The following is a 12904-nucleotide window of genomic DNA, read 5'->3' on the forward strand; positions in this document are numbered from 1 at the left end:
TTGGTCAATGCTGTGCATTGCCATTTTCATCATACCGAAGAATAGGACAAACGACCCCTAGTTGGGGGTCATAACCATCCGACAAAACAGGATTTTGGCTGGTTTACGACTCCCAGGGCCGTTTGCGCTGGCGCGCGCTGCTACGTTCGGGGGAGGCCGGTTTTATGGCTTTGCGCCCCCACGGTCCGCGTGCCGATGCGGGCTTGGACGAACGCGGAGCCGTGGCTGCCTGACGGCCCTGTGCCGGGGTTCGCGAAGCACCCGCCATCGCCTGCAGGCGGGCGATGCGGTTGGCCATATTGGGGTGGGTTGAAAACAGGTTATCAACGCCCTTCCCCGACAGCGGGTTGGCAATATACATGTGCGCCATCGCCGGGTTGCGTTCGGCGTCCATGTTCGGCACGGCATGTACGCCCTTATCAAGCTTATGAAGGGCCGAGGCCAACCACATCGGATGGCCACAGATTTCCGCGCCGATCTTGTCGGCTTCATATTCGCGGGTGCGTGAAATCGCCATCTGAACGATCATCGCCCCCATCGGCGCCAGAATGGCAATCAGGATCATGCCAAGCCCGCCGAGCGGATTATTATTGTCGCGGTTGCCACCAAACATGCCGGCAAACATCGCAAAGTTGGCCAATGCCGAAATGGCACCGGCGATGGTCGCGGTGATGGTCATGGTCAGGGTGTCACGGTTTTTGACATGCGCAAGTTCATGGGCCATCACACCCGCGATTTCATTGCGATCAAGAAGCTTGAGCAGCCCCGTGGTTGCCGCCACCGCCGCATTTTCCGGGTTGCGACCGGTGGCAAAGGCGTTGGGTTGCGCATTTTCGATCACGTAAACCTTGGGCATCGGCAGATCGGCATTGCGCGCAAGATCACGCACCATCGCCACCAGTTCGGGTGCTGTTTTGTCATCCACCTGCCGTGCACTGCGCATGCGCAGCAACATGGCATCGGAATTCCAATAGGCGAACACGTTCATGGCAGCTGCAAACAGCAGCGCAATGATCATGCCCTGTTGCCCGCCAATCATCATGCCAACCGCGCCAAACAGCGCGGTCAACCCGGCAAGCAGCAAACCTGTACGCACATAGTTCATGGTCGAAAACCCTTATCGACAAACATTCCGACCGAAAGATAAGGCGATGTCGCGCCATGGCAAGGGCCATCAGACCAGACTGAGATATGGCTCACATCAAAAAAGGAAAACGGGCAAAAAGGAAAACGGGGCTGGCATGAGCCAGCCCCGTCGAGGGAGATGAAAAAACAGCCGGACCGGCGGGGTCGGGGGAAAAAGACGGTCCGGCTATTTTGTGCAACGAGGTCGATTACTCCGCAGGCTGGTCAACGCCAGCCCCGTCGAGTTCACGAACATCGTTGCGCCGGCCAATCATGCGTACAAGGACATAAAAGACCGGGGTCAGGATCAGGCCAAATACCGTCACGCCCAGCATGCCCGAGAAGACGGCAATACCAATCGCGTGGCGCATCTCGGCACCGGCACCGCTGGACAGGACCAGCGGGACGACACCCATGATGAAGGCCAGGGAAGTCATCAGGATCGGGCGCAGACGCAGGCGGCTGGCCTCGATCGCGGCTTGAAGGGTACTGCGGCCCTGATGTTCAAGTTCGCGGGCGAACTCGACAATCAGGATGGCGTTCTTTGAGGCCAGCCCGGCCAGCACAAACAGGCTGATCTGGGTGAAGATGTTGTTGTCACCCCCGAACAGATAGACACCAAAGACAGCAGACAGGATGCTCATCGGGACGATCAGAATGACCGCCAATGGCATGGTCAGGCTTTCATATTGTGCCGCCAGCACCAGGAACACGAGCAGGATACAGATCGGGAAAACAAAGATCGCTGTATTGCCCGCAAGGATCTGCTGATAGGTCAGCTCCGTCCATTCATAGGACATACCAGGCGGCAATGTTTCATCAAGGATCTTGGTAATCGCTGCCTGTGCTTCGCCACTGGAATAACCCGGTGCCGCATTGCCATTGAGATCAGCCGAACGAAACGCGTTGTAACGCATCGCCGTATCCGGCCCGAATGTTTCGGAAACAGACAGCACAGAGCCAAGCGGCACCATGTCGCCATCTGCATTGCGTGTTTGCAGACGCAGGATGTCTTCCGGGCTTGAACGGTATGGCTTGTCCGCCTGTGCGATCACCTGATAGGTGCGGCCAAAGGCATTGAAGTCATTGACATACATCGAGCCGAGATAGACCTGCATGGTCTGGAAGATTTCATCGACCGGGATACCGAGCTGCTGGACCTTGGTGCGGTCAAGCGTTGCCTGAAGCTGGGGCACGTTGATGTTGTAGCTTGAAAACACACCGGTCAGTTCCGGGGCAGCCCATGCCTTGGCAAGGACCTGTTTCATAGCATCATCAAGCGCGCCGTAACCCTGATCAGAGCGATCCTGCACCTGCAGCTTGAACCCGCCGACCGTGCCAAGACCCTGCACCGGCGGTGCCGGGAAGATGGCAACAAAGGCCTCGTCAATTGCGCCAAATTTCTGCTGAAGCTTGCCAGCAATGGCCAGCCCCGACAGATCGTCGCTGGTACGCTCAGCAAAGTCGGTCAGCGTGACAAAGACGATGCCCGCACTTGAGCTATTCACGAACCCGTTGATCGAAAGCCCCGGGAAGGCCACCGCACTTTCAACACCGGGTTCATTGAGCGCAATGTCAGACATTTCGCGAATGACGTCTTCAGTGCGATCAAGTGTCGCGCCTTGGGGCAATTGCGCGAAGCTGACAAGATATTGCTTGTCCTGAAGCGGCACGAAGCCGGTCGGCAGGATCTGGAACCCCTGATAGGTCAGGGCCAGAAGGCCGACATAAAGCGCCATCATGATCGCCTTCACGCCAAGCAGACGCTTCACACCACCGGCATAAAGATCGGTACTGCGGTTAAAGAAGCGCTTGAAGCCCCGGAAGAACCAGCCAAAGACAAAGTCCATCCCGCGCGTCAGCCAGTCTTTTGGCGCATCGTGGCCACGCAAAAGGACCGCCGACAAAGCCGGGCTAAGCGTCAGTGAGTTGATCGTCGAAATGATCGTGGCAATCGCGATGGTCAGGGCAAATTGCTGATAAAACTGGCCGGTCAGGCCGGAAATAAAGGCAATCGGCACAAACACACCGGTGATCACAAGCGAGGTCGCGATGATCGGTCCGGTCACTTCGCGCATGGCGGCCACGGTGGCATCGCGCGGTGACAGGCCACGTTCGATGTTTCGTTCGACGTTTTCGACCACAACAATCGCGTCGTCAACCACGATGCCAATCGCCAGGATCAAGCCAAACAGCGACAGCACGTTGATCGAAAAGCCCATCAACAACATCAGGGCAAACGTCCCGATGATCGAAACCGGCACGGCAAGCAACGGAATGATCGAGGCACGCCACGTCTGGAGGAACACCGTCACGACAATCACCACAAGGGCGATGGCCTCAAGCAAGGTCTTGATCACCGATTTGATCGAACCGCGGACAAACACGGTCGGGTCATAGACAATCGAGTAATCGAGATCGTCCGGGAAGTTTTGTTTGAGTTCTTCCATGGTCGAACGGACGTTGCTTGAGATATCAAGCGCGTTCGAACCCGGTGATGCAAAGATCGGAATGGCGACAGCCGGTTTGTTATCAAGCAGGGAGCGCAGGGCATATTGCTGTGCTTCCATCTCGACCCGGGCGACATCGCCCAGACGCGTGATCGTGCCATCGGTTTCGCGTTTGATGATGATGTTCTGGAATTCCTCGGGGCTTTCCAGACGACCGCTGATATTGATCGGCAACTGGAACTGCACCCCGCTGTCATAGGGTGCACCACCAATGATGCCGGCTGCGACCTGAACGTTCTGGCTTTGGATGGCTGAGACCACCTCACCCGCTGTCAGGTTGCGCTCGGCGACCTTGTCCGGGTTGAGCCAGACGCGCATGGCATAATCGCCCGAACCAAACAGCCCCACCTGCCCGACACCGTTGATACGTGCCAGACGGTCACGGACATTCAGTGTTGCGTAATTGCGCAGATAAAGCATGTCATAGCGTTCATTGGGCGAACGCAAATGCACGACCATGGTCAGGTCCGGGGACCGCTTTGCCACCGTCACGCCAAGCTGGCGCACGATGTCGGGCAGACGCGGTTCGGCCTGCGACACACGGTTCTGGACTTTTTGCTGGGCCAGATCGGGGTCGGTTCCGATTTCAAAGGTCACGGTCAGTGACAGATTGCCATCGGTGGTGGCCAGCGAGTTGATGTAAAGCATCCCTTCGACCCCGTTGATCTGTTCTTCAAGCGGGGATGCGACGGTTTCGGAAATCTCGGCGGGGTTGGCGCCGGGAAACTTGGCTTCGACCACGATCGACGGCGGCACGACTTCCGGATATTCGGAAATCGGCAAACGCCACATGGCAATCAGGCCCGCCAGCAACATCAGGACGGACAGGACGCCGGCAAAGATCGGGCGATCCACGAAAAATCGGGACAGGTTCTGCATGATTTTCAGCCTTGCGTTAAAGCGCAGTCACGCATCGATTACGATGCGGCGGCCTGCAGAATTTCAGGTGCGACGGGCATGCCCGGCCGGACCTTCATGATGCCGTTGACAATCACCAGATCGCCTTCGTTCAAGCCCGAGGTCACAATGCGCATGCCATTGATTTCCGAGCCCAAAGTCACTTGGCGATAGGCAACCGTGTTGTCGGGTTCGACGACATAGACGAATTTGCGATCCTGATCGGTGCTGACGGCTTCGGGTGAGACCATGATGACGTTGCTTTTGGCCAGCGTACCAACCTGAAGGCTGGCAAACGTGCCGGGCAGAAGATTGCCATCAACATTGTCAAACAGCGCACGGGTGCGGATGGTGCCGGTGCGGGCATCAATCCGGTTATCGAAGCTGTGCACGTGGCCGGAAATCTGGCGCCCGTTCGATAACGTCATATTGACCGGTATGGTCTGTGCGGCGTCATCGATCTTGCCGTTCTCACCCAAGCTTGCGAAGAAGGTCTGCTCATCCAGGTCGAAATCGGCATAGATTTTCCCAGTCGAGACGATCGTGGTCAGGACAGGCGCACTGGCACCGGCATTGACCTGATTGCCCACCGTCAGTTCGACGCGGCTGACCCGGCCATTGATCGGTGCTTTGACATAGGCGTGATCAAGTTCGATCTCGGCCTGTTGCAGCTTGGCACGTGCGCGACTGACGTCACTTTGCGCGACCTGATGGGTGCTTAGGCGTTCGTCATAGACGCGTTTGGAAACCGTGCCGTTGGAAACGAGTTTTTCGGCCCGCTCCTTTTCCTTTTTGGCCAGCGACAGGCTTTGCTGTGCGGCGGCCAGTTCAGCGCGTGCTTCGTCAACTGCGGCCTGATAGCTGCGCGGATCAATCACGGCAAGAACATCACCCTGATTGACCAACTGACCATCTTCAAAGCGGATTTCGACAATCGCGCCGCTGACCTGCGGGCGCAGCTGGACTTCTTCGACTGCACTCAGGCGGCCGGAAAAGTTGCTCCAGAGGCGGACGGACTGACTTTTGATCCCCGATACGGTGACCGGGGTTGCCGGAGGGGCCGCTTGTTCGGTTTGAACCGCGACCTCATCCGCTGCGGAACCGGTGATATGCAGACCATATCCACCGGCGGCTGCGACCAGCGCCAGGGCGGCGACTGGCAGCAGAATTTTGCGTTTTGATTGAGACTGCATCGTACCATCTTCCAAATAGGTTACGCCGCGCACTTGCGGCCCGTTTGGAACAAAGATGGATACCGATCGGTATGTTTGCAAGGAAATTTAGAGAAAAAATTGCTTTACGTTCTCTAAATTCGGAATTTCAAAGGAAATTCAGGCAGCGGTTTCGCCCTCTACATCCCTGTATTTGCACTGTAAATTGAGGATGCGACAGATGCCGAGCCGGATGTCAGACCGAACGGTATCGATATCATTGAAAACCTGGGCATAGGTCAGCAGACCGTGCACATACTGGAAAATCAGGCGCGCCAGAGTCGTCACGTCACCGTCCTCGGCGAGCATGCCTTCGCCTTTCAGACCGCGCACCATGGAGGCAAGGTATTTGATATGCTCTTCGGCCAGCTCACGCGAGCAGTTCTGGATGGCGGCGTCTTCCGGCCCCACCTGGCCACCGGCGGTAAAGATCGGACACACGCAGGCTTCGTTTTCGCCTGGTGCCGCGCGACGTTCCTGCTTACTCGTCAGCAGTTCGATATAGCCGTTCAATTGCTCAAGCGGGGGGACTTCAGGCGAAAAGATCGCGCGGAGCTCGCCCTTGCCCTTTTCCCAATGATGTCGGGCAGCGGCGGCAAACAGCTCTGCCTTGCTGTCAAAGTGATGGTAGAACGCGCCCTTTGTCACCCCGGCATGCTTGCAGACATCACTGACGCCAACGTCGTGGTAGCTGCGCGTTGACAGCAGTTCCATGGCAGTTTCAAGCAGCTTGATCCGGGTTTCTTCTGCGTTCCTCATAACCTTGACCTGTCCTTTTTGTATAAGCCAGATATACATACCGGTTGGTATTTTTCAAGAAATACCCGGCTAATATTGCAAATAAGTCATATGAATGTGGTAGCATAATGACAGGATTCCCGCGGATTTCTGTGACTTAGCACAAGCCGTGCGAAATCCTCATATCAGCCAATAAAGCGGTATGTTGGATCCAATTTTTCCGAAATGCCGCCCAGCCCAAGAGGATCCCGACTCCTGACATCGCGATAACCTGCCCAGCAGGGACGCACTGGGCAATTTTGGACCGATCATTCCACAAAGGTATAAGCACGCTGCCCGAAGGTGTGGGAAGTTTGTGCCGGTTAAATCGCTGATATGGCCGTGTTTTCTGCATCATTACGGCTGAGACACCCCAACCCATCGCCCAATCTCGGCTGGTATCAAGGGCAATCACGCCTGCACGCCAGAATGGCCCTGCAATTGCTTGGATTATTGACCCGAGGGATGGGAGCAGCAGGAGAAACATCATGGTTAATATTGAAGGACAATATTCGCTGGTCGGTGGTCGGATGATTACGCCACCGCGCCCGATTGATGCCCGAACGGGCGAATACAGTGATGCCTATTCCGTCGATGAATGGAAAGCGCTTTGGCAGGAACGCCAGGCCGCGTTCAGCGAAACCCAGAAAACCGCCGAGAATAACCTTAAGAACTGGCTTGATGAACATGCCGATGCCGAGGTCACGCGCGCCTATTATCTGGATGGGCAGCTGACTGCCGTGTTTGGCCGCGATAACGCCAACATTTCAAACAACATGAATTACGCCTTTGAATATCGTTCGGCCAAGAATGACGGTGAAAAGCTGGGCCTGACTGGTGATGAGCTTGATGCGTTTGTCGAAAACCGCGTCGAAAATGACCTGCGCCGCAAATACGGTAACCGCCTGACCGTGACCGAGGGTCAAGCCGGCACCATCGGCACGATTGCCGATTATCGCGAAGAACTGTTTGGCGGCAGTCGCTGGCCATCGGCAGACAACCTGCCGCCCCCGCCCGAAATTGACTGGGATGCGCCATCACCAGCCGAAGCCGGAACCTGGCAGGGACCGATCCTTAATCTGGATAACGACTTGTATCTCGAAATGAGGCGCACGGTAGCTGCGGCCGAGCGTTAGAAATAAAAGAAGGGCGCCGATAAATGGCGCCCTTCCCTTTTTGCGCATCACACCCGGCAAACCCCCGGATGCGAAAGCCTTATCAAGCCCCGGTCAGCGCCCGGATCTGGCGGTTGGCCACCGTGATCATGGCAAGATCGATCTGACCGGCCGAACGCAGTTCGTTGATCAGATCATCACAACGCGCACAGCCGCGCTGACGATCCTGCACCCAGATATCAAGCAGATCAGCACCCGCCGTGCCTTTTTTGCCCGCAGCAAGGACAGACCGGGTCAGTTCGCGCTGATGGCCGAACAGATCATCTATCACCGCCGCACGGGCCAGTTTCTGCCAGTGGGTATCGGCTTCAATTGACTCGGCGGCCGAGCGCATCAGGCCAAGCTGGAAGCGTGCCCCGACCGCAAAGTAGGTGGCCGATACTTCGATGACATCGCGTCCGGTTGCCTCGGCAATGCGGACAACGTCACAGATCGCCACCAGCTGGGTTGCCGATGCCACCCGCCAAGCGATGTCTTCGGGGACACCCTGTGCGACGAGTGATTTGGCCTTGTCTGCCAGTGCCTTGCGGGCAGCGGCATCTTCGGGGACGATTTCCTCGAAGCTTTCGATGACCTTGGACACCGCCGGACGGAATATTTCGATCTTTTCACCGACATTGAGATCCTCGCAATTGCGCAGGAACCATTGGGTGACGTCGTTTACCATGCGGTTGATTTCGCGGCACATGCTGGTCTGGAGTTTCGCGAGAACGATATTATCAAGCGCCTCGATCCCGTCCCACAATTCCCGCAGACCAAAGACGGACCGCGTGATCAGATAGCCGCGCGAGACATCAACCGCCGACATGCCGGTTGCTTCCATCATGTCATGAACAAAGGTGCCACCAACCCGGTTGACCAGGCTGTTGGTCGCAACGGTCGCGATGATTTCGCGTCTCAGTCGGTGGTTCGAGATCGCATTTGCGTATTTCTTGCGAAGCGGGGTCGGGAAATAACGCACCAGTTCTTCGACCAGAACCGGATCATCGGGCAAATCGGACCCAAGAATTTCGTCATAGAGCCACAATTTCGCATAAGGCATCAAAACCGAAACTTCGGGGCGGGTCAGGCCTTCATGCGCGTTGGCGCGACGGGTAAGTTCCTCGTCATCGGGAAGATATTCGATTTCCCGGTTCAGACGCCCTTCGCGTTCCAACATACGGATCAGGCGGACCTGGGCATCAAGGATATCGGCACCTTCTGCATCCGAGTTCGAGATCGCCTGGCTTTGCAGATAGTTATCGCGCAACACCAGTTCACCGACCTCGTCGGTCATGTCGACCAGAAGCTTGTTACGCTGCTTTTCGGTCATGTCGCCGGCTGCGACCACCTCGCCAACGAGGATCTTGATGTTAACCTCGTGGTCCGAGCAGTTGACGCCTGCAGCGTTATCGATCGCATCAGTATTCAGGCGGCCACCCGAGTGGGCATACTCGATACGGCCACGCTGGGTCGCACCAAGGTTGGCGCCCTCACCCACGACCTTGGCACGGACTTCGCGACCATTGATGCGGATGGCATCATTGGCACGGTCGCCGGCATCGGCATTGGATTCGAGGCTGGACTTGATATAGGTCCCGATCCCGCCAAACCACAGAAGTTCGACTTCGGATTTCAGGATGGCCTTCATCATATCGGCCGGAGTGACCTTGCCACTGCCAAGCCCGAGAAGTTTGCGGACCTCGGCAGACGGATCGAGGGTCTTGGCCTTGCGATCAAAGATGTCGCCGCCCTTGGACAAGGTTTTCTTGTCATAGTCGGTCCAGCTGGATCGCGGCATGTCAAACAGGCGTTTGCGTTCGGCAAAGCTTTTGGCCGGATCCGGGTCCGGATCGACAAAGATATGCATGTGGTTGAAGGCAGCGACCAGCTTGATCTGTTCGGACAGCAACATGCCATTGCCAAACACATCGCCCGACATATCGCCAACACCGGCCACGGTAAATGGCGTGGTCTGGATGTTCTTGCCCATTTCGCGGAAGTGGCGTTTGACCGACTCCCACGCACCACGGGCGGTGATGCCCATTTTCTTGTGGTCGTAACCCTGCGAGCCGCCAGAGGCAAAAGCATCATCTAGCCAGAAGCCGTAATCACGCGCCACACCGTTGGCGATGTCCGAGAAGGTCGCCGTGCCCTTATCGGCCGCAACGACAAGATAGGGATCATCATCATCCAGACGGCGCACGCGTTCGGGGGCAACGATTTCACCAGCAACGATATTGTCGGTGATATCCAACATCCCGCTCATGAGCGTTTTGTAGCAGGCAATGCCTTCCTCAAGGAATGCTTCGCGTGAGCCATCGGCAGGCGGGCGTTTGACGACAAATCCGCCCTTGGAGCCGACCGGAACGATAACCGCGTTCTTGACCATCTGGGCTTTGACCAGACCAAGGATTTCGGTACGGAAATCTTCCTGACGGTCAGACCAGCGAATGCCGCCACGGGCAACCGGACCACCGCGCAGATGGACGGCCTCAACCCGTGGGGAATAGACAAAGATTTCACGCCACGGACGGGGCAGCGGCAAATCTTCGATGATGGACGAGTTGAATTTGACCGACAGATAGGATTTCGGATTTCCGTCTGCATCATACTGGAAGAAGTTGGTGCGCAAGGTTGCCTGAACCAGATTGAGGAAGGCGCGCAAAATGCGGTCTTCATCCGGGTTCATCACATCTTCAAGGCGGGTGATGATATCGGCTTCAATCACCTCGACCTCGGCTGCCAGCCCCGGATCGCGGTCCGGGTCAAAGCGGGCAACAAACAGCGAGACAAGGGCGGACGCCAGTGCCGGGTTGTTGGCGAGGGTCTTTGCCATATAGGCCTGCGAGAAGGCAGAGCCGGTCTGGCGGGTATAGCGCGCATAGGCACGCAGAATAACGACTTCGCGCCAATGCAGGTTGCCCAGCAGAACAAGACGGTTGAAGGCATCATTTTCAACTTCACCATGCCACATGCGCACGAACAGTTCCTGGAACTTGTTGCGCACGTCATGCAGACTGAATTCGCCGTCGACCTCGACCCCGAAATCATGAATGCGGACATCGGTATCAACATCACGCGGACTGACCGTGAACGGATTTTCGGTGATGACCTTAAGCCCCATGTTTTCAAGCATGGGCAGGACATCGGACAGCGGCACCGGGGCGCCCGGGTTATAGATCTTGAAGCGCAGCTCGTTTTCGGCGGCCTCGATCGGGCGATAAAGGTTCACCCGCAGGTCATTGGCCTTGATGACCTCTTCGATGCGTTCGATATCAAGTTCCGCACTTTCGACCGTGAAGCGTTCACGATAATCGGTCGAGAAGCTTTCACCATAGCGACGATGCAGGGCAAGGCCACGTTCCTCGCCCAACTCACGCACAAGCACCTGACGCAGGGTATCGGACCAGTCACGGGCTGCTTCGACCAGCTGGCGTTCGATATCGGCAACACTGTATTCGGGCAGTTCACCGGGATTGGTTTTAACCAGCAAATGCAGACGTGCCAGCGGGCTATCCCCGATCAGGGTGTAGTGGGCAGTGACCTTGCCATCAAAGGCGTTTTCAATCACCGTCTGGAACTTGAGCCGCAGTTTGGTGGTGAAACGGTCACGCGGGCAGAACAGCTGACAGGAAACAAACCGTTCAAAGGCATCACGGCGCACGAAAAGCGCAATGCGCTGGCGTTCCTGAAGATGCAGGATGCCCATGCAGGTATGATAGAGATCATCCAGATCAACCTGGAACAGCTCATCCCGCGGGTAGGTTTCAAGGATATTGACCAGTGCCTTGCCATCGTGGCTTGCCGGCGGGAAGCCCGCACGCTTGACGGTTTCGGCAAGCTTCATGCGCAGAAGCGGGATCAGACGCGGGCTCAGGTTATAGGCGACCGAGGTAAACAGGCCGACAAACAGATGCTGGCCCACGACCTTGCCCTTGGCATCGAACTGCTTGACGACGATGGTGTCGAGATGCACCGGGCGATGCACGGTGGATTGCTTGTTGGCCTTGGTAACCATCAACAGGTTCGGCTTGGTGACAAAGTCCTGCACCTCTGCCGACAGGTTGCCAATCTGGCGCAGCTCATCAAAAACGTGCGTGCCTTCGCGTGACAGAATGCCAAGCTGATTTTTGACTTCGACATCAACGGCAGACTTCTTGCCGCCCGGCTTGAAGCTGTATTCGCGGTAACCGAGGAAGGTGAAGTGATCGTTATGCAGCCAGCCAAGGAAGTCCTGGACTTCACGGCGGTCTTCGTCGGTCTCGGCCGCCTTGAACTCGCCGATTTCATCAAGAACCTCGGAGACCTTTTTAAGCATCGGCTGCCAGTCACGCACGGCAAGGGCGACGTCGGTCAGGCTGTTTTCAAGACGGTCATGGACCTTGGAAAGGACCTCCTTGTCGGTCTGCTCGTCAATTTCGACATGCATGACCGATTCACGCGGATCGTCGGTTTCCTCGACACCAGCGACATGTTGCAATTCACCCTTGTCGTTACGCGCAATCCGCATGATCGGGTGGATGACAAGATGAACCGTCAGATCAAGTTCATGCAGGGCGGCCGTGACCGAGTCCACCAGGAACGGCATATCGGTATTGTTGATTTCGATCACCGTGTGATCGGACGTCCAGCCATGTTCTTCGAGATCGGGGTTATAGACCCGGATTTTCGCCGTATCGGCCGAGGGGCGCTTTTGCGCGAATTTGTAAAGTGTAAGTGCCGCGCCATAAAGCGAGTCGACTGATCGACCCGCCATGTCGTCAGGCGGAACATCCTTATAAAAAAGGCGAACGAATGCTTCTGCATCCTTCGCCATTTCGCCAGACATTCGCTGATGGATTTTTTCGACAACCTTGTCGATGACTTCCCGTTTTGGGTCGCCGTTTCGGGCTTTCATGACCTAATTCCCTTTTTCCCGGTTCTGTTTGCCAGAACCGAAACACCGATCTTTGCGACCGGTGCAACACACCACTGATTTTGTCTCTTTATTTGGGAAGGAAACGGGGGCTTTCCACCATAAACCCACGTGGAACTCCCGAGCATCCCTTCACGCCTACACATAACGGATCATCTGCCTAAAAACTATGCTTCTGCACAAAAAAAATTCATTTAACCAACAGATTAGCATGCGGCCGCAAGATCATCGGCAGGGAGCGATTGTCACAGAATTTTGCACTTTTTTGCGATGCAAAACCGGTTACACTTTGAAATGCGCCCCGATTTGAGA

At 56.3% G+C, this 12904-nt stretch carries 6 protein-coding genes; 1 reads left to right on the top strand and 5 read right to left on the bottom strand.

Going from position 1 to position 12904, the window contains the following annotated elements; genetic code table 11:
* Positions 1–103 precede the first annotated feature (103 nt).
* The 4 genes from htpX to UF64_RS16580 all read right to left on the bottom strand — a co-directional run bounded on the left by htpX (position 104) and on the right by UF64_RS16580 (position 6502).
* Complete coding sequence (gene htpX, locus UF64_RS16565; RefSeq protein ID WP_044829726.1) at positions 104–1105, bottom strand: zinc metalloprotease HtpX; 1002 nt, start codon at positions 1103–1105, stop codon at positions 104–106.
* A gap of 229 nt (positions 1106–1334) precedes the next feature.
* The gene (locus tag UF64_RS16570) at positions 1335–4514 is read right to left on the bottom strand and encodes an efflux RND transporter permease subunit (protein WP_044829727.1); all 3180 of its coding nucleotides are present in this window, start codon (positions 4512–4514) and stop codon (positions 1335–1337) included.
* Positions 4515–4552: 38 nt separating this feature from the next.
* On the bottom strand, positions 4553–5725 hold the full coding sequence (locus UF64_RS16575) for an efflux RND transporter periplasmic adaptor subunit (RefSeq protein WP_044829728.1): 1173 nt from the start codon (positions 5723–5725) through the stop codon (positions 4553–4555).
* Between the two features lie 138 nt (positions 5726–5863).
* A complete protein-coding gene (locus UF64_RS16580; protein WP_044829931.1) occupies positions 5864–6502 on the bottom strand; it encodes a TetR/AcrR family transcriptional regulator in 639 nt (212 codons plus the stop codon).
* Between the two features lie 506 nt (positions 6503–7008).
* Between UF64_RS16580 and UF64_RS16590 the strand changes: the two genes are divergently transcribed.
* Positions 7009–7656 (top strand): hypothetical protein, encoded by a 648-nt coding sequence (locus UF64_RS16590; protein ID WP_044829730.1) that lies wholly within the window; start codon positions 7009–7011, stop codon positions 7654–7656.
* 82 nt (positions 7657–7738) lie between these two features.
* On the opposite strand, the gene UF64_RS16595 is transcribed toward UF64_RS16590, so the two are convergent.
* Positions 7739–12574 carry an NAD-glutamate dehydrogenase gene (locus UF64_RS16595; RefSeq protein WP_044829731.1) on the bottom strand — a complete coding sequence of 1612 codons (4836 nt, stop codon included), beginning with the start codon at positions 12572–12574 and terminating at the stop codon, positions 7739–7741.
* Positions 12575–12904 lie beyond the last annotated feature (330 nt).

The organism is Thalassospira sp. HJ (assembly GCF_000948415.1).
Taxonomy (GTDB): domain Bacteria; phylum Pseudomonadota; class Alphaproteobacteria; order Rhodospirillales; family Thalassospiraceae; genus Thalassospira.

What these genes read in the sequence shown, in the direction of transcription:
- htpX (WP_044829726.1), bottom strand. Translation starts at nt 1,105, where the DNA reads ATGAACTATGTGCGTACAGGTTTGCTGCTTGCCGGGTTGACCGCGCTG.
- UF64_RS16580 (WP_044829931.1), bottom strand. Translation starts at nt 6,502, where the DNA reads ATGAGGAACGCAGAAGAAACCCGGATCAAGCTGCTTGAAACTGCCATG.
- UF64_RS16570 (WP_044829727.1), bottom strand. Translation starts at nt 4,514, where the DNA reads ATGCAGAACCTGTCCCGATTTTTCGTGGATCGCCCGATCTTTGCCGGC.
- UF64_RS16590 (WP_044829730.1), top strand. Translation starts at nt 7,009, where the DNA reads ATGGTTAATATTGAAGGACAATATTCGCTGGTCGGTGGTCGGATGATT.
- UF64_RS16595 (WP_044829731.1), bottom strand. Translation starts at nt 12,574, where the DNA reads ATGAAAGCCCGAAACGGCGACCCAAAACGGGAAGTCATCGACAAGGTT.
- UF64_RS16575 (WP_044829728.1), bottom strand. Translation starts at nt 5,725, where the DNA reads ATGCAGTCTCAATCAAAACGCAAAATTCTGCTGCCAGTCGCCGCCCTG.